Annotated in this window: 19 protein-coding genes; 13 read left to right on the top strand and 6 right to left on the bottom strand. The window is 51.1% G+C overall.

The annotated features are described in order from the left end of the window. The first annotated feature begins 80 nt into the window (after positions 1-80). From btuC to N7387_RS16580, 12 genes are all read left to right on the top strand, one after another. On the top strand, positions 81-1,091 hold the full coding sequence (gene btuC, locus N7387_RS16635) for a vitamin B12 ABC transporter permease BtuC (protein WP_262859331.1): 1,011 nt from the start codon (positions 81-83) through the stop codon (positions 1,089-1,091). Beyond that, entirely contained in the window at positions 1,091-1,864 is a 774-nt protein-coding gene (locus N7387_RS16630) for an ATP-binding cassette domain-containing protein (RefSeq protein ID WP_279800358.1), read from the top strand. The genes btuC and N7387_RS16630 overlap by 1 nt, the downstream gene beginning before the upstream one ends. A gap of 142 nt (positions 1,865-2,006) precedes the next feature. Continuing rightward, positions 2,007-3,152, top strand: coding sequence for a UDP-4-amino-4-deoxy-L-arabinose aminotransferase (arnB, locus tag N7387_RS16625; RefSeq protein WP_279800357.1), 1,146 nt, complete (start codon positions 2,007-2,009; stop codon positions 3,150-3,152). Next, entirely contained in the window at positions 3,153-4,142 is a 990-nt protein-coding gene (gene arnC, locus N7387_RS16620; RefSeq protein ID WP_279800355.1) for an undecaprenyl-phosphate 4-deoxy-4-formamido-L-arabinose transferase, read from the top strand. Then, on the top strand, positions 4,142-6,127 hold the full coding sequence (gene arnA / locus N7387_RS16615; RefSeq protein WP_279800354.1) for a bifunctional UDP-4-amino-4-deoxy-L-arabinose formyltransferase/UDP-glucuronic acid oxidase ArnA: 1,986 nt from the start codon (positions 4,142-4,144) through the stop codon (positions 6,125-6,127). The genes arnC and arnA overlap by 1 nt, the downstream gene beginning before the upstream one ends. Next, positions 6,127-7,020 (top strand): 4-deoxy-4-formamido-L-arabinose-phosphoundecaprenol deformylase, encoded by an 894-nt coding sequence (gene arnD, locus N7387_RS16610; RefSeq protein ID WP_262862009.1) that lies wholly within the window; start codon positions 6,127-6,129, stop codon positions 7,018-7,020. The genes arnA and arnD overlap by 1 nt, the downstream gene beginning before the upstream one ends. Positions 7,021-7,026: 6 nt before the next feature. Beyond that, entirely contained in the window at positions 7,027-8,688 is a 1,662-nt protein-coding gene (gene arnT / locus N7387_RS16605) for a lipid IV(A) 4-amino-4-deoxy-L-arabinosyltransferase (protein WP_279800353.1), read from the top strand. A 6-nt stretch (positions 8,689-8,694) separates the two neighbouring features. Beyond that, positions 8,695-9,045, top strand: coding sequence for a 4-amino-4-deoxy-L-arabinose-phosphoundecaprenol flippase subunit ArnE (gene arnE, locus N7387_RS16600; RefSeq protein ID WP_262859325.1), 351 nt, complete (start codon positions 8,695-8,697; stop codon positions 9,043-9,045). Beyond that, positions 9,042-9,437, top strand: coding sequence for a 4-amino-4-deoxy-L-arabinose-phosphoundecaprenol flippase subunit ArnF (gene arnF / locus N7387_RS16595; RefSeq protein ID WP_279800371.1), 396 nt, complete (start codon positions 9,042-9,044; stop codon positions 9,435-9,437). The genes arnE and arnF overlap by 4 nt, the downstream gene beginning before the upstream one ends. 195 nt (positions 9,438-9,632) lie before the next feature. Beyond that, entirely contained in the window at positions 9,633-11,330 is a 1,698-nt protein-coding gene (gene arnT / locus N7387_RS16590; RefSeq protein WP_279800352.1) for a lipid IV(A) 4-amino-4-deoxy-L-arabinosyltransferase, read from the top strand. 91 nt (positions 11,331-11,421) lie between these two features. Beyond that, positions 11,422-11,907, top strand: coding sequence for an NlpC/P60 family protein (locus N7387_RS16585; RefSeq protein WP_262882326.1), 486 nt, complete (start codon positions 11,422-11,424; stop codon positions 11,905-11,907). 56 nt (positions 11,908-11,963) lie between these two features. Then, positions 11,964-12,980 (top strand): lipoate--protein ligase A, encoded by a 1,017-nt coding sequence (locus N7387_RS16580; RefSeq protein WP_279800351.1) that lies wholly within the window; start codon positions 11,964-11,966, stop codon positions 12,978-12,980. Between the two features lie 90 nt (positions 12,981-13,070). Here the strand turns inward: N7387_RS16580 and N7387_RS16575 are convergent, their stop codons facing one another. Further along, positions 13,071-13,439, bottom strand: coding sequence for a helix-turn-helix domain-containing protein (locus tag N7387_RS16575; RefSeq protein WP_025153017.1), 369 nt, complete (start codon positions 13,437-13,439; stop codon positions 13,071-13,073). 240 nt (positions 13,440-13,679) lie between these two features. Between N7387_RS16575 and N7387_RS16570 the strand changes: the two genes are divergently transcribed. Next, positions 13,680-14,369, top strand: coding sequence for a hypothetical protein (locus N7387_RS16570; protein ID WP_279800350.1), 690 nt, complete (start codon positions 13,680-13,682; stop codon positions 14,367-14,369). Here the strand turns inward: N7387_RS16570 and N7387_RS16565 are convergent. The 5 genes from N7387_RS16565 to hemP form a co-directional block, all read right to left on the bottom strand. Continuing rightward, a complete protein-coding gene (locus N7387_RS16565) occupies positions 14,303-15,103 on the bottom strand; it encodes a heme ABC transporter ATP-binding protein (RefSeq protein WP_279800349.1) in 801 nt (266 codons plus the stop codon). The two genes, N7387_RS16570 and N7387_RS16565, sit on opposite strands and share 67 nt — an antisense overlap. A gap of 1 nt (position 15,104) precedes the next feature. Continuing rightward, positions 15,105-16,097, bottom strand: a complete 993-nt coding sequence (locus tag N7387_RS16560; RefSeq protein WP_279800348.1) for an iron ABC transporter permease — start codon at positions 16,095-16,097, stop codon at positions 15,105-15,107. Then, complete coding sequence (locus N7387_RS16555) at positions 16,094-16,921, bottom strand: ABC transporter substrate-binding protein (protein WP_279800347.1); 828 nt, start codon at positions 16,919-16,921, stop codon at positions 16,094-16,096. The genes N7387_RS16560 and N7387_RS16555 overlap by 4 nt, the downstream gene beginning before the upstream one ends. Next, the gene (locus N7387_RS16550; protein ID WP_279800346.1) at positions 16,918-17,985 is read right to left on the bottom strand and encodes a ChuX/HutX family heme-like substrate-binding protein; all 1,068 of its coding nucleotides are present in this window, start codon (positions 17,983-17,985) and stop codon (positions 16,918-16,920) included. Before N7387_RS16550 ends, N7387_RS16555 begins: the two co-directional genes overlap by 4 nt. 107 nt (positions 17,986-18,092) lie before the next feature. Beyond that, complete coding sequence (gene hemP / locus N7387_RS16545; RefSeq protein ID WP_262859390.1) at positions 18,093-18,161, bottom strand: hemin uptake protein HemP; 69 nt, start codon at positions 18,159-18,161, stop codon at positions 18,093-18,095. Positions 18,162-18,209: the final 48 nt, after the last annotated feature.

Here is an 18,209-nt window from a genome sequence, read left to right as displayed (position 1 = left end):
CTTTTCTGTGGTTTGTCAGACATTAACCGCTTTCTGACTCAGGTATACTGCCTCCCGTCTTGAACAATGACAGGGATCTCATGCATATTCACAACCCCATCACGAAGCTGGTACAGACGCGGAAAAAGCGGGATGTACAGCGCATAATTCTTCTTTCCGTTACCTTGCTGATAATGATCGCCGTTGCACTGTGCGCCGGTGAGATGTGGATTTTTCCGGGCCAGTGGTTATCTGAAACCGCACAGCTGTTTGTCTGGGATCTGCGTTTCCCGCGCGTGCTGGCGGTGATTGCCGTGGGCGCTGGTCTGGCAATGGCCGGTGCGGTGATGCAGGCTATCTTTGAAAACCCGCTGGCGGAACCGGGATTACTCGGCGTGAGTAATGGTGCAGGGGTGTTTGTTGTTTTTATCGTGCTGTTTTTCAAAGGCATGCCACCGCTGTGGGTGCTTGGGGGCGGGGCGGTGATCGGGGCGACACTGCTGACCCTGATTCTGCTTTATTTTGCGCATTTCCGGCGGCTGAGTAACAGCCAGTTGCTGCTGGTCGGTGTGGCACTCGGCGTTATCTGCGGCGCATTTATGACCTGGATGGTGTATTTCAGCACCAGTCTGGATTTGCGTCAGCTGATGTACTGGATGATGGGGAGTTTTTCCGGGGCGGACTGGCGGCTCAGCCCGTTGCTGGCGGCGATAGCCGTGGTCGCGGTGTGGCTGCTGTGGCAGGCACCGGTGCTTAACTATCTTGCGCTGGGCGAGGTCAATGCCCAGCAGCTCGGGGTGTCGGCACACCGCTGGCGCAATGTGTTTATTATCGCCGTCGGGTTGCTGATCGGCCTGAGTGTGGCGGTGGCGGGCGCCATCAGTTTTATCGGGCTGATTATTCCGCATATGCTGCGGCTGATGGGTATTACCGATCACCGGACATTATTACCCGCCTGCGCACTATTCGGCGCAGTCAGTCTGCTGCTGGCGGATTTATGCTCGCGGCTGATTTTATCCAATGCAGAGATCCCGATTGGCGTGGTGACCGCTACCATCGGTGCACCGGCCTTTATTTATCTGCTGACCCGTCACCACGGAGGGCGCCGCTGATGGAAAATGTGTTACTTGATGTCAGCGGGATCCGCATCGGCCGCCGTCTCTCCTGTGATGCCCTGCAATTTTTTGCCGGGCAGCAAATCCATCTGCTGGGGCCGAACGGCTCCGGTAAGAGCACATTGCTGGCGGCACTGGCGGATGCTGTGCGCTATGACGGGCAAATCCGCTACCGTGACTCGGATTTAAAAACGATCCCCAAACGGCAGCAGGCACAGTTTCGCGCGTACCTGACTCAAACCACCGATTGCGTCCCGGTGATGACGGTGTTTCAGTACCTGCAGCTCTATATGCCGGCGGTGCAGGAGAATACACAGCTTATTTATCAGCTGTGCGGCGATTTTCAGCTGGAGCTGTTATTGCCGCGTATGCTGACGCAATTATCCGGCGGCGAATGGCAGCGGGTAAAAATAGCAGCCATATTTCTGCAATTATGGACAACGGATGACTTGTCCGGGAAATACGTATTACTGGATGAGCCGCGTAACCACCTGGATATTACCCAGCAGGCGATGCTGGATAAATGGATAGCCCGGTTTTGTGAGCAGCGGGGGACGATTATTACCAGCGGTCATGATTTAAACCACAGTTATCTGCATGCGGACGCAGTGGTGTTACTTAAAGCCGGTCAGGTACTTGCAGCCGGTGAAACTCAGATAATGATGACTGAAGATATTTTGAGCGAACTTTTTCAGTCCGAAATAAAAAGTATCAGACCAACACAAGAAACACAGTGGCAAATAACAGATTGGCATCAACAACGGCGCTGATTTTTGTTATCATGCCGCACTCAATTGCGGTTATTTATGGCCGCAAAGATTAAGATTTATTTAAACAGGGCCCTGGTGTTGAGCGTCAATTGAATCAATTCAGGATATAATCATCACTTCCGATTCTTATTAGGTTGTATTTATGCTTGAGTTTCTTCCGTTTTCCCGGCCAGCTATCGGGGAGTCAGAAATCGCGGCTGTTGAAAAAGTACTGCGTTCCGGCTGGATCACCACCGGCCCGCAGAATCAGCAGCTGGAAGCGGATTTCTGTCAGCGTTTCGGCTGTAAACACGCCATTGCTCTGGCATCAGCAACCGCCGGTATGCACGTTGCGCTGATGGCACTGGGTGTCGGCCCGGGGGATGAGGTGATCACACCTTCACATACCTGGGTGTCCACCATCAATATGATCGAACTGCTCGGCGCGGTACCGGTGATGATTGATGTTGACCGCGATACACTGATGATTCAGCCGGATGCTGTCCGTGCGGCGATTACCCCGAAAACCAAAGTCATCATTCCTGTTCATTATGCCGGTGCTCCCTGTGATTTGGTTGCTTTACGTGCTATTGCGCAGGAACACACTATTTTTCTGCTGGAAGATGCCGCGCATGCCGTCGGTACCCGCTACCGGGATGAGTGGATCGGCGAAAAAGGCACGGCCATTTTTTCCTTCCACGCGATTAAAAACGTCACCTGTGCGGAAGGCGGATTAATTGCGACAGATGATGATGAACTTGCACAGCGTATCCGTTGTCTTAAGTTCCACGGGCTGGGTGTGGATGCGTTTGACCGTCAGATGCAGGGGCGCAAACCGCAGGCGGAAGTGGTCGAACCGGGGTTCAAATATAACCTGTCAGATATCCACGCTGCGATTGCCGTGGTACAGCTGAGCCGGATGGACGAACTGAACGCACGCCGTACACACCTGGCACAGCGTTACCGTGAAGCCCTGGACGGGCTGCCGGTTGAATTGTTATCCGTGCCGGATTATCCGCATCTGCACGCCAATCATCTGCTGATGATCCGTGTGGATAAAGTGGTCTGCGGCATCGATCGCGATACGTTTATGGAGCAGTTAAAAGCGGTCAATATCGGGACAGGCCTGCACTTCCGTGCAGCGCATACCCAGAAATATTACCGGGAACGGTACCCGTCATTATCACTGCCGAATTCAGAGTGGAACACGGCGACATTATGTTCGCTGCCGTTCTTCCCGGATATGAAAGACAGTGATGTGACCCGTGTGACAGACGCAATCAGAGCTATTCTTGCGGAGCAGAAATAAGTGTCATTTAACGAAATTAAGAAAGTCTCAGTGGTGATTCCGGTTTATAACGAGGAAGAGAGTCTTCCTCAGTTGCTGGAACGTACAATCAAAGCCTGTCAGTCGCTGAAACAGGCCTATGAAATTGTGCTGGTCGATGACGGCAGCCGTGATCGCTCAGCGGAATTGCTGACGCAGGCGGCAGAAATTCCGGAAAACCATGTGGTCGCTGTTCTGCTTAACCGTAACTACGGTCAGCATTCCGCGATAATGGCAGGATTCAGACAGGCTGACGGTGATCTGGTGATCACCATGGATGCGGATTTACAGAACCCGCCGGAAGAGATCCCGCGTCTGGTTGAAAAAGCAGAAGAGGGTTATGACGTGGTCGGCACACGCCGCGCAAACCGTCAGGATTCCTGGTTCCGCAAAACCGCCTCAAAAATGATCAACAAAATGATCATTGCCGCAACCGGCAGCGCCATGGGTGACTACGGCTGTATGCTGCGTGCGTACCGCCGTCATATCATCGACGCGATGTTACAGTGCCATGAGCGCAGCACCTTTATTCCGATTCTGGCAAACACCTTTGCCCGTAAAACGATTGAAATTGATGTCAGACATGCTGAACGTGAGTTCGGTGACTCAAAATACAGTTTCCTCAAACTGATCAATCTGATGTATGACCTGCTGACCTGCCTGACCACTGCGCCGCTGCGCCTGTTAAGCATTGTCGGCAGTATCATCGCTGCGTCCGGTTTCCTGCTGGCGCTGTTACTGATTATCCTGCGCGTGGCTTTCGGCGCACTGTGGGCGGCAGAGGGCGTGTTTACCCTGTTCGCCATCTTATTTATGTTTATCGGCGCACAATTCGTGGCAATGGGTCTGCTCGGGGAATATATCGGGCGGATTTATAACGATGTTCGTGCACGTCCCCGGTATTTTATTCAAAAAGTGGTCGGCGCTCAGGCGAAAGAGACCAGTGAAACTGAAACTCAGGAAAAAAACTAATGAAAGCAATCGTATTTGCCTACCATGATATTGGTTGTGTCGGATTGAAGGCTCTGAAAAAAGCGGGCTTTGATATTCAGGCCGTCTTTACCCATACGGACGACCCGGGTGAAAACCATTTCTTCTCATCGGTGGCCCGCGTCAGTGCGGACATGGAATTGCCGGTTTATGCCCCTGAAAACGTTAACCATCCGCTGTGGGTGGATCGCATCCGTGAACTGAAACCGGATGTTATTTTCTCTTTCTACTACCGCGATATGCTGAGCGAAGAGATTCTGGCGCTGGCACCGAAAGGCGCATTCAACCTGCACGGTTCTCTGCTGCCGAAATACCGCGGCCGCGCACCAATCAACTGGGCTGTGCTGAACGGTGAAACCGAAACCGGTGTTACCCTGCACAAAATGGTGGCCAAAGCCGATGCCGGCGATATCGTCGCGCAGGAAAAAGTGACTATCGGTGGTGACGATACTTCCCTGATTGTTCACGGTAAAGTTCGTGAAGCCGCAGAAACACTGCTGAACAAAACCTTACCGCTGATTGAGGCCGGTACCTGCAAAACCACCGCTCAGGATGAATCTCAGGCCACTTACTTCGGCCGCCGTTGTGCGGAAGATGGTCTGATCGACTGGAATCAGTCTGCGGCACAGATCCACAACCTGGTCCGCGCGGTGACAGAACCGTACCCGGGCGCATTTACCTTCCTGGGTGAGCGCAAAATGATCATCTGGCGCAGCCGCGTGCTTGCTGATAACAAAGGCAAACGTCCGGGAACCGTTATTTCAGCTGAGCCGCTGGTGATTGCCTGCGGAGACGGCGCGCTGGAAGTGATCAGCGGTCAGGGTGAATCCGGCCTGTATGTGCAGGGTGCCCGTCTGGCAGCAGAAATGGGTATCGTGACGGATGTCCGCGTCGGCCCGAAAGCCACTGCGCAGGTTGCCCGCCGCAAGCGTGTGCTGATCCTGGGTGTGAACGGTTTCATCGGTAACCACCTGACAGAACGTCTGCTGGAAGACGGCAACTACGATATCTATGGTATGGATATCAGCTCTTCCGCGATTGACCGTTTCATCGGTGACGAGCGTTTCCACTTTATCGAAGGGGATGTCAGCATTCACACCGAGTGGATTGAGTATCACATCAAAAAATGTGATGTCATTCTGCCGCTGGTGGCGATTGCCACACCAATCGAATACACCCGTAACCCGCTGCGCGTGTTCGAGCTGGACTTCGAAGAAAACCTGAAAATCGTCCGTTACTGTGCAAAATACAACAAACGCATCATCTTCCCGTCCACCTCTGAAGTGTACGGTATGTGTGATGACAAAGAGTTTGACGAAGATAATTCACGCCTGATTGTCGGCCCAATCAACAAACAGCGCTGGATCTATTCTGTTTCCAAACAGCTGCTTGACCGGGTTATCTGGGCATACGGCGCGAAAGAAGGTCTGAAATTCACACTGTTCCGTCCGTTCAACTGGATGGGGCCGCGTCTGGACAGCCTGAACTCTGCACGTATCGGCAGCTCCCGTGCTATCACTCAGCTGATCCTGAACCTGGTGGAAGGTTCTCCGATTAAACTGGTTGACGGTGGTGAGCAGAAACGCTGCTTTACTGATATCCATGACGGTATCGAAGCCCTGTTCCGCATCATTGAAAACCGTGACGGCAAGTGTGACGGTCAGATCATCAACATCGGTAACCCGGTGAACGAAGCGAGTATCCGCGAACTGGCAGAAATGCTGCTCGACTGCTTCGAGAAACATCCGCTGCGTGATAACTTCCCGCCGTTTGCCGGCTTCCGTAAAATCGAAAGCAGCACTTACTACGGTAAAGGTTACCAGGACGTGGAACACCGTAAACCAAGCATCAAAAATGCGGAGCGTTTACTGGACTGGAAACCGACTATCGATACCCGCCAGACTGTCGAAGAAACGCTCGACTTCTTCCTGCGCGGTGCGGTTGAAGAGCTGAGGAACGACGAGTAATGAAAAATGTCGGCCTGCGGGTTGACGTGGATACCTACCGCGGCACACTAGAAGGTGTGCCGCAGTTACTGAAGGTATTTGCGCAGCACGATATTAAAGCCAGTTTTTTCTTCAGCGTCGGGCCGGACAATATGGGGCGTCACTTGTGGCGCCTTTTGCGTCCTAAGTTTCTGTGGAAAATGCTGCGCTCCAATGCGGCGTCATTATACGGCCTGGATATTCTGCTGGCCGGTACGGCGTGGCCGGGGAAAAAAATTGCCCGTGACCTCGGCTATCTGATGAAACAGACGCTGGATGCCGGTCATGAAGTCGGCCTGCATGCCTGGGATCACCAGGGCTGGCAGGCGAAAGTCGGCCGCTGGACACCGGCACAAATCACAGAGCAGATTCGCCTGGGCACCGATGCCTTATCACAGGCGACCGGACAACCGGTACAGTGCTCTGCGGTGGCAGGCTGGCGTGCGGATGAACGGGTGATTGAAGCCAAACAGGCGTTTGGTTTTGCCTACAACAGTGATTGCCGCGGCACGCATCCGTTTCGCCCGCTTCTTGCAGACGGGACTACCGGAACCGTACAGATTCCTGTTACACTGCCGACCTATGATGAAGTGGTGGGGCCGCAGGTGGCTGATGCGGATTTCAACGACTTTATCCTCGATGCAATCAGACGGGATCAGGGCGTACCGGTCTATACTATCCACACTGAAGTGGAAGGCATGTCCAAAGCCGCACAGTTTGAGGCATTACTGGAACGGATTAAACATGAGGATTTCCGCTTTTGTCCGCTCAGTGAATTGCTGCCGTCTGATTTATCAACATTACCGACAGGCAAAGTGGTACGGGGTGATTTCCCCGGCCGGGAAGGGTGGCTGGGCTGCCAACAAGAGGGATAGCATTACATGCTGAATAACCGGGCGAGTAAAATCGGAGCCTTTCTGCTGGCTCTTTTTTTCGTGTTAACTTACCTTTTCCCGATCAATGATCGTCTGCTCTGGCATCCGGATGAAACCCGGTATGCGGAAATCAGCCGTGAAATGGTGACACAGGGCGACTGGGTTGTCCCGAAGTTACTCGATCTGCGTTATTTTGAAAAACCGGTGGCCGGTTACTGGGTGAATAATGTCAGCCAGCTGGTTTTCGGTCATACCAATTTTGCTGTCCGTGCAGGCTCGGTCTTCAGCATCCTTATCAGTACTCTGCTGGTTTACTGGATGACGCTTCTGATGTGGCGCAATCGTCACACAGCATTTGTTGCGTCGCTGGTCTTTGTCTCCATGTTTCTGGTGTTCAGTGTCGGCACATACAGTGTGCTCGACCCGATGTTTGCCATGTGGGTGATTGCCTCGATGGCCTTCAGCTTCAGGGCACTGAAAGCCGAAAATATGAAAACCAGGATAACGTCCTGGTGCCTGCTGGGCCTGTCCTGTGGTATGGGCTTTATGACCAAAGGCTTCCTTGCGCTGGCGATCCCGGTGGTGGCAATGCTGCCGGTGATGCTGTACCAGCGGCGTTTTATTGAGTTACTGAAATTCGGCCCGCTGGCGGTGATCTGCGCAGTGCTGATCAGCTTGCCGTGGGCGATTGCGGTTCATCAGCAGGAGCCGGATTACTGGCGCTATTTCATTGTGGTGGAGCATTTCCAGCGTTTTTCAGGTGAAGACGCCCAGCACGCCTCACCGGTCTGGTACTACATCCCGGTGATCCTGCTCGGTTGTCTGCCGTGGCTGGCGTTACTGCCCGGCGCATTGTTTAAAGGCTGGAAAGAGCGGCGCAATAATCCGCCGATGTTCTTCCTGTTCTGCTGGTTTGTGGCTCCGTTCCTGCTGTTCAGTATTGCCAAAGGGAAACTGCCGACCTATATGCTGCCGCTGATGGCGCCACTGGCGGTGATGATCGCCAAATACGGTGTGGATTGTGTGCGTAAGCACCGGATGAAAGCGCTGCAGGCGAACGGTATCCTGAACCTGGCCTTTGGTGCGATCGCCGTCGCAGGACTGATCATTGCCAGCTATCTGGTGAAAAAACCAATTTATCAGCCGGATGAATGGTCCAAAGTGGTTCTGGGGATTGTCGCCTTTACTATCTGGGGCATCATCGGGTATCTCTGTTATCTGCTGAAAGCAAAACACTGGCTGTGGGCAGCTTCCTGTTCCCTGGTGGTCAGTCTGACCTTCGGCAGCGCGGTGCCGGATCACTCAGTGGATTCCAAACTGCCGCAGGCATTTATCCGCCAGAATATGGCTGATCTGGAAAAAAGTCCGTTTATTGTCAGTAACAGTGTCGGCATTGGTGCCGGACTGGCCTGGGAGCTGAAACGCGGTGATATTTATCTGCTGAATAATTCGGGCGAACTGACTTATGGTCTGAAATATCCGGACAGCGAATACCGTCTGCTGAATGATGCGACTTTCGCTGAGTGGCTGGCGGAAACCCGTAAGAAAGGGCAGGTTGCACTGCTGGTAACAGATAAAAATGATACCTACGATGCCAAACTGCCGTCGGCGGACAAACGAACCGAAAACAGCCGGATGACCCTCTATATCTATGATAAACAGCCATAAGGTGTGATGGTGTTCGGGCAAATTGTTTTACTGATTATTGTGAGTTTTCTCACCTGCGGTGGTCAGATCTGCCAGAAACAGGCGGTTGATGTCTGGCAGTCTGCACAGGAAAATGCAAAACGCAGAGGCCTGTACTGGCTGGTGCTGGCGGTGTTTCTGCTGGGTCTGGGAATGCTGCTGTGGCTGAAACTTTTGCAGGTTATGCCGCTGAATATCGCCTATCCGATGCTGAGTATCAACTTTGTGGTGGTTACCCTGGTGGCGCAGTTTTTATACGGTGAACGGGTAACCCGTAAACACTGGTGCGGTGTGGCAGCGATTGTCACCGGCGTGATTCTGATGGGAGCGGGACACTGATGCGCGGATATCTTTGGGTACTCGGCAGTGTGCTGTTTGTCACCGTCGCGCAGCTGTTGCTGAAACTGGGTGTGACACAATTACCGGATATTGCCCTGAGCCCGCAGTGGCTGGATATCCGCTGGTTGCTATCTCAGTGGCAACCGTTCGCAGTCGTTTTCGCCGGACTGGCGGGCTATGTTCTGTCAATGGTGTGCTGGTTGCTCGCGCTGCGGGATTTGCCGCTCAATAAAGCCTACCCGCTTATCAGCCTGAGTTATGTGTTTGTCTATTTGCTGGCTGCGTTCCTGCCCTGGTTTAATGAAGGTGTGTCGCTGATAAAAAGTATCGGTATTATTTTTATTCTGTTTGGGGTGCGTCTGATCCACAGTAAAGAAAAACCCGCCGTATAATCATAATACGGCTTAGTGTTTTATTAAGCCGTCATTAAACGATTAAGCCTGTATTAATCCCTCCGTTTTTTCTTTGTTATATAAACAAAATATTCTGTTACACCGTGAATTATTTTCCCATACCCGGGTCTTAATGGAGGTAACAGAGATGATTACCTTGTTGTGGTAAAATTGTATCCTTGTCCGGAGGTTATATTGGACGTTAACAGCCGTAAGTCCGCGTTTCATGTGGCGTATCCGTCTGCCGCAATGTGGACTGTGTTATTCCTGTTGTTTATTGCAGTAACCTATTTTATTCCTTTGGAATTTCGTGCGTTATGGCAGCCGGATGAAACCCGGTATGCGGAGATCAGCCGGGAAATGCTGGCTGACGGTAACTGGGTGGTGCCGCATCTGCTGGATATCCGCTATTTTGAAAAGCCGGTGGCGGGTTATTGGGTAAATAACATCAGTCAGATGTTGTTTGGTCATACACAATTTGCAGTGCGTTTTGGTGTCCTGTTCTCAACAATGGTCAGCACATGGCTGGTTTACCAGCTGACAATGAAAATGTGGGATGAAAAAGTCATCGCCCGCACAGCCGCCTTTCTGTATGCCAGTATGTTACTGGTTCTCGCACTCGGGACTTACAGTACGCTGGATCCGATTTTGACCATGTGGGTCACGCTGGTGATTTATCTCAGTTATGGGCTGATCACCGCGCAGTCACGCCGTGCATTGCTGAGCTACTGGATTTCCTTCGGGCTGGCCTGCGGCATGGCGCTGATGACAAAGGGTTTTCTGGCACTGGTATTGCCGGTTATTGCGCTGATTCCGGTGCATATTTTCTACCGACGTTTTAAAACTATGCTTTGTTATTGCTGGGCGGGGATCGCTGCAGCCGGGCTTATCACACTGCCGTGGGCGCTGGCGATATATCACGCCGAGCCTGATTTCTGGCGCTATTTTGTCGTGGTTGAGCACATACAACGTTTTATGAGTAAAGAGGCGCAAAATCTCTCGCCATTCTGGTTCTTTATTCCGATTTTGTTTGCCGGTGTTTTACCCTGGAGCGGTTTTTTATTCGGGGCATTAAAACAGGGCTGGCAACAGCGCCGTGAAAATAAGCCGTTATTCTTCCTGCTGTGCTGGACAGTATTGCCGTTCTTATTTTTCAGTATCGCCAAAGGAAAATTACTGACCTATATTCTGCCGGTCATTGCACCACTGACGATCCTGATGGCAGCATATATCCATACCCTGATAAAAAAACAGGCCGTATCTGTCTTTAAACTGAATGCGGTGATCAATATTATTTTCGGTTTCTGCGCGGTTATTGCTCTGCTGGTAATAAACAACCTGGAAAATACCCTGGTGTATTCTGCGGATGAGCGCGGCAAATTTACCGGGGCCATTGCGATATTCCTGTTCTGGATTGCTGTTTCGGTGTTCACCCTGATAAAGGGTTGCCGTTACTGGATGCTGGCGGCATTTTGTACGGTGGCAATCAGTTTATCGGTCAGTTCGCTGTTACCGGCCCGTACGGAACGGGCAAATTTACCGCAGATTTTTATTCAGGATAATATCGCGCTGCTGAAAGATGCCCGTTATATTCTGGTTAACAGTGTTGGTATCGGCACTTCAGCGGCCTGGGAATTGCAGCGCAGCGATATTTATATGTTTGACCGTCCGGGAGAACTGAAATACGGACTGAGTGATATCTATCCGGATACAAAATCAAAATTTATTACACATGATGACTTTGAATCCTGGCTGAATAACGCCCGTAAAACCGGTAATGTTGCGCTGATCCTGCGGGATCGTCACGGGGTGGATGAAAACGATGTCTCACCGGCTGACGAACTGGTTACTGATGAAAATCTGACATTGCTGTATTACCGGAAAATGCCGTAACACCGGGTAAAATACGGCAAATATTGACTTTCACCCGCAGATATTAATACAGTAATGCGGGTTGAAGGTCAGCCGTACCGGGGATAATACAATGAAAATGATATTCCGTTCTCTGCTTTTTATCTGCGTATTAGCCGTTGTCGGCTGTTCATCGACACCGCGTAAATACCACGCACCGCCGATCAAAACGGAATTATCGGATCCGATTATGGTGATTGCCCAGTTGCGGGAACAATTATCGCAATGGTACGGTACGCCTTATCACTATGGCGGAATGGATGTAAACGGTATTGATTGCTCCGGTTTTGTCTACCGGACATTTAATGACCGCTTTGCTATTTCACTGCCGCGCACCACCAAAGCCCAGACCACTTATGGCACCCGGATTGATGTTGAGGATTTACAGCCCGGCGACTTGGTATTCTTTAAAACCGGCGGTGGCGAAAACGGGTTACATGTCGGTATCTATGATTCTGATCGCGCCTTTATTCATGCCTCGACAAGCAAAGGTGTGATGCGTTCCAGCCTTGATAACGTCTATTGGAAAAAAGTCTTCTGGCAGGCGCGCAGACTTTAAAATCATCGGTATAACTATGTTATCTTATCGGCAGCCTATTTTTTCCGGGGGACAACATGTCGTCACTTCGTCTTTTTATTTCTGATTCCTTTGATCCGTGGTTTAACCTTGCTGTTGAAGAGTGTATTTTCCGGCAAATGCCCGCTGACCAGCGTGTGCTGTTTCTGTGGCGTAATAATGACACCGTGGTTATTGGCCGGGCGCAAAACCCGTGGAAGGAATGTAATACCCGCAAAATGGAATCCGACCATATTAAATTAGCCCGGCGCAGCAGCGGCGGCGGGGCGGTATTCCACGACAAGGGAAATACTAATTTCACCTTTATGGCCGGGAAACCGGAATATGACAAAACGGTATCCACCAATATTATTCTCGATGGTTTATCCCGGCTCGGTATTTCGGTATCGGCATCCGGGCGTAATGACCTGGTGGTGAACAGCGGAGATGGTGAGCGAAAAATTTCCGGGTCGGCGTACCGGGAAACCAAAGATCGCGGTTTTCATCATGGTACGGTATTAATTAATGCGGATTTAAGCCGTCTGGCGGATTATCTCAACCCGGATCCGAAGAAATTGCAGGCTAAAGGGATCACCTCTGTCCGCTCACGGGTGACTAATCTGGCGGAAATTATTCCGGGGATTGACCATGAACAGGTTTGTGACGTGATTAAAGCGGCGTTTTTCGACTATTACGGCGAGAAAGCGGAAACGGAACTGATTTCACCGGATTCACTTCCTGACCTGCCGGGATTTGCTGAAACCTTTGCCAGACAAAGCAGCTGGGACTGGAATTTCGGTAATGCACCGGCCTTCAGCCATCTGTTGGATACCCGCTTTAAATGGGGCGGTATTGAACTGCATTTTGATGTGGAGCGCGGCATGATCAGCCGGGCGCAGATTTTTACTGACAGTCTTGACCCGGCCCCGCTGGAGCAACTGGCACAACTACTGACAGGTCAGCGTTACAGTGCTGATGCGGTGACAGCGGTATTTACTGAGCTTATGATCGGTTATCCGGACATGCACGATGAATTGACTCAGTTGCGGGACTGGCTGGCGGCAGAGCTTAAATAAAGCAGGCGGTTAATCGGCTCAGTGATTACAGCAGGATAAAAAAATATCCCCGTTTGACCGGTGACGGCGGCGGGGATATTTTTCAGCCATTTAGTGTGAACCACACTCCATGAAACAGCGCGGTTCCGGCATCTGGCCGTGATCACGGAATTTTGCCGGTGTGGTATTGAAATGTTTTTTAAAGATACGGGTAAAGGTTGCCTGTGAACTGAAACCATACTGCAACGCGATATCCAGAATAGACATATCGTTATCGCGCAGAGATTTAGCGGCCTCCAGCAGGCGACGTTTACGGACATACTCACCTAATGTGCATCCCTTGATATCTTTGAAAATACGCTGAAGATGCCATTTTGAATAACCGCTTTTATCCGCAATAGTATCGATCTTGATCCCTTCATTGCGCTGTAACTGAGTTTCCAGCCATTTGATAATATCGTTCACTACACTTTCTGACATGTTCACCTCCCAAAATCGGGCTACAATCTATAAATTCTAATAGTCACTGATGTTATTAGTCATATTTTATGAATTTTCCAAGAATTGTGTAGGCAAATCGTGCCTTTCATGATTGAGAATCATTATCAGACCAATAGATGAAACCAATTGGTTTATCACCAGCATATAGCACCATATGTCACCAATTACAGATTGGAAATCGATAGAATCCGCTGACGATAAATATAATTCAGGATAGTTATGTCACAGCAATTTCGGTTTCTTTTCGGGGCAATGGGGCGTTTTTTTATGTTGGCACTGATCATGGCTGCCAGCACAGGTCTGTTGTTTATTGATATTTTGGTTCTTAAGAATGATTTGGGGGAAGACTCGGTGACAGAAATTGTTGCTGAAGTGATGCTGCTGGCCGTGATTGTGCTGTTTTTCCGCAAAGGGCTGCGGGAACCGGAGGACAGAGCGGGTTTTTTCCTGATTGCCGGATTGTTTGCCAGCATGCTGATCAGGGAGTTGGATCAGATTTTTGATTATATTTCTCACGGCGCATGGTTCTGGTTCGCGGTTCCGGTCTCACTGGCTGCGATTGTCTATGCTTTTCTGCATCCGCGTACAGCGGTTAGCGGGTTGTACCGTTTTGTCACCCACCCGGCATACGGGATGATGGTCACCGGTTTGCTGGTGGTACTGGTATTTTCGCGCCTGTTTGGTATGGGGATTTTATGGCGCGGCATGATGGGAGATGATTTTAACCGGCTGGCAAAAAACCTGGCAGAAGAGGGCTGCGAATTGCTCGGGTATACCTTATGTTTGCTCTCGGCAATGACTTTTTGCCGCAAACAACGTGTTACGGCAAAAAGTGATGAATATTACGGGGTAAGTAACACAGAATTATTGCCGGTAAGCGGATGGCGGAGCGTTATCAGGTCAGCCTGATAGGTTTCCGTCAGTACCGTTTTTTGTAGTACTTCTCCCGGCGTTCCCTGACGGACAATGCATCCGTTATTCAGCATTATGATGTGGTCAGCATATAAAGACGCTAAATTCAGGTCATGCAGAATACAGAAGACGGCCAGGGAGGTCGTGCTCACCCGCTTTTTCAGCATCCGTATCAGGCGTTGCTGGTGGTGAAGATCCAGCGCGGCAGTGGGTTCATCCAGTAATAGCAGGCGGGGAATGGGTAACGGGCCGCTCAGTTGCATCAGTGTCCGTGCCAGATTAACCCGCTGCTGCTCACCACCGGAAAGCTGATACCAGCGTTTATCGAGCAATGATTCGCAGGCCGTCAGGTGTATCACTTCATCAATGGTCGTCTGACGTGTATATTCTCTGTGCAAATCCCCCAGCGCAATAATGTCTCTGACCCGGTAGGGGGCAGAGATAGAACTTTGTTGTGTCATGACCGCCCTGATCTGTGCCAGAGCAGCGGGCGACCAGGATGTCATCGGTTTTTCGCGCAGCATGATTTGTCCGCTGTCACAGGGGCAATAACCACTGAGTAAACGAAGAAGGGTTGATTTTCCCGCACCATTCGGGCCGGTAACAGCAGTGATGGTTCCGCAGTGTAATGTCAGGGAGATATCACTGATTACCGGCTGTCCGTGGCGGGAAAAACAGATATTCTCTGCAACCAGTACCGGTGGTGTGGTATTTGTGGTTATGCGGGACATATTATTCCTTCACCGAGAAAATCAGCCAGAGAAAATAAGGCGCGCCGAGCAGTCCGGTCAGTAACCCGACCGGAATTTCTGCCGGTACCACCAGGGTGCGGGCAAGAGTGTCCGAAAGCAGTAACAGCAGCGCGCCTGCAAGGGCCGATGTTACCAGCAGAAGCCGGTGATGCCAGCCGAAAATCATACGCATCAGGTGGGGGATAACCAGGCCGATAAAACCGATAATTCCGCACAGTGCCACGGTGATACCGGTAAGCAGAGCACTGATCAGCAGTACACACTGTTGTGTCCGGCGGACATTGACGCCGGCATAATGTGCTTCTTCCTCTCCCAGCTGAATCATATCCAACGGACGTGACAGCCTGAATGCAGCATAAAATACAGGGAGTATCAGTATGATAGCCGGCAGCAGCAGAACCCAGCTGATATGCCCGGTGCCGCCCATCATCCAGAGTGAAAACTGACGTAATTCGTTATCATCACTCAGATAATTGAGTACGCCGACAAAAGACATGCTGATGGCATTAACGGCGATACCGCACAGTAACAGGCGCAGTAATGGCTGACGGCGGCGGTTGAGCATAAAAATCAGCCCGCTGATACAAAGCGCACCACTGAATGCGGTAATAATGTGCAGATACAGTGTGAGTGTACCGCTCAGATAAGGCGCGAGAAAGACAATGCCCAGTGCCACGGCAACGGCAGCACCGCTGCTGATCCCGAGTAAACCGGGATCAGCCAGCGGGTTGCGGAACAATCCCTGCAATAATACACCGGCAGTCGCCAGTGCCATGCCAGCCAGAACAGCCAGTGCAATCCTCGGCAGACGTACAGACAACCAAATCTGCCAGAGTTGCGGGGTGATCTCACCCCGCAGGAATGCACTGACAGAAACCGGCAGTCCGCCGGTATTCATGGCAGTAAATATCATGACTGATAACAGCAAACAGAGGCACAGGCGGCGCAGATGAAAAGCAGGCGGATTGTTCATAGCGCAGCTGTTGCCTCCATCGCTTTGCGTAACTGACGCAGTGTTTCAGGCGTTTGTAACCCGAAGCCGAGAAATCCCATGTCATCGGCTATCAATACGCTCTGGTGTTTTCCGGCGGGGGTTTGCGCCAGTCCCGGTAACTGCCACAGCTTGTCGGTGCTGCCGAGTGAAGCCAGACCGTTGCGGGTGATCACCACTAAATCCGGCTGAGCGGCAATCATCCCTTCTGCAGACAGAGGCCGGTAGCGGCGAAAAGAACCGGCGGCATTTTTTCCGCCCGCACTGCGGATCAGACTGTCAGCAGCGGTATCTGTACCGGCTGCCATCGGGGCGGTACCCGTGTGGCTGAGCAGAAACAGTACATTCACCGGCAGGGGCGTTTGCGGAACGGCATTCAGTTTACGGTCAATGTCGGCAGTCAGGGCCGCAGCTGCTGACTGCAAAGCCAGAGCTTCCGCAATCTGGCTGATTTTAGTGGTGATAGCGGTAAGCTCCGCTTTGGCACTCACGGTGACAACAGGGATACCAGCCATACTGATCTGAGATAATACGGCGGAAGGATAGGCCAGTTCACTGGCGAGGATCAGTGAGGGCTGAAGCGATAATAAACCTTCCGCATTAAGCAGCCGCAGATAGCCGACATCCGGTAACTGAGTGACTTGTGGCGGATGCTCACTGGTCGTATCACGGGCAATGACCCGATCACCGGCACCGAGTGCAAAAACAATCTCGGTGACATCCCCGCCCAGGGTAATAATACCACCTTGAACACTGAGTGCAGACGGACAAAAGCAGAACAGCAGCAGCAAGATATATTTTTTCATGCTACAGCCTTATCGATATTGTCTGACAGCAGGGTATCAATCTGACGACGCCAGACAGTTTGTTCCGGTTCACCTTCGGTGCGCTGGCCGAACAACTGGGCGATAGCCTGGCCGTTTTTATCAAATAATTCCATGCTGGTAACAATACCGTCTTTGGTGGGTTTACGGGTTATCCAGCATTCCGCAATGTGTGATTCAGCTATGCGGAAAGAGAATAACTCATTGAAAATATGAATGTAGTATTTTCCGCTATCCGCGGAGATCATCCTTTCGAGCCGGGTGATGGCGCCGGTGAAAATCTGGACACATCCCCGGTTGGTGACAAAGATCATGATGTCATTCTTATCTTTTTCGCACAGTGCGAGCAGCCGTAATAATGCACTGTTATCTATCCGCTGTGCCAGCGTGTTATCCACATAACGGAATGCCTGTAAGCGGCTGATATTAAATTTTTTCAGCAGAGTAAAGAACTGGTGTACATCGGTCATTTGCTGCCAGTTGCGGGTAAATTCAGTCTGCTGTTCCGGTGTCAGTGGCACGGAAGCCGGAATGACGACAGGCCTGGGGGTAACCCGTGGATTGTCATGCGTGGCAAATTGTGCAGTCAGTTGTTTCCAGACGGTCATATCCGTATTACGTGTAGTATATATTTTGTGGACAGCATAGCCGTGACGATCAAAAAACTGCAGGCTGTGTTGCAGCCCGTTCAGCGTATTTTCTGCTAACACAAATGCAGAGTGCCACTGAGACAGGAAAAAGCGTAAATCCAGCCCGTACGGATTCAGCAGCAGGCTTGCATGTTCCCCGAACTCGACATTAGCATATGTGCCGTAGTGTTCCTGCATCGCATTGTCATTTTCGGTAACGCCGGCCAGGTCGCCGGCAGTGGCAAGTAAACGAAAAATAGCGGGGATATCCGGTGTGAGGCGGCAGGTATCATATCCGACCCGGCAGTGTGCCAGCTCCGCCTCGGATATGCGCATTTTTTTAGCAATATCATAGGAACAGGCGAATAAATCCCGTTTACTCAGGGCGATGTAACGGGAGAGTTTTTTGTCGCTCATGGCAGATCCTTACTTTTTCATGGTTTGTACCAAACAGGTGCAAACCGGATAACAGGTGTCAAAAAGTAAGCTGGCTGCCTTAAGGAAACAGGTGGCTGGCCGGTATATTATTTGGTCAGAATCAGTTTTCCGTTTTTTGTCCGGCGCAGGTGATATTCCTCGTTCTGATGGTGGATGATAACCTGTGTTAATAAACAGTCATTAGTAGTGATGGATATATATGG

The sequence above is a fragment of the Morganella sp. GD04133 genome (assembly GCF_029835375.1).
Lineage (GTDB): Bacteria > Pseudomonadota > Gammaproteobacteria > Enterobacterales > Enterobacteriaceae > Morganella > Morganella morganii_B.
The sequence above is the reverse complement of the archived record's forward strand: the minus strand, read 5'-3'. Positions and strand labels throughout refer to the sequence as shown.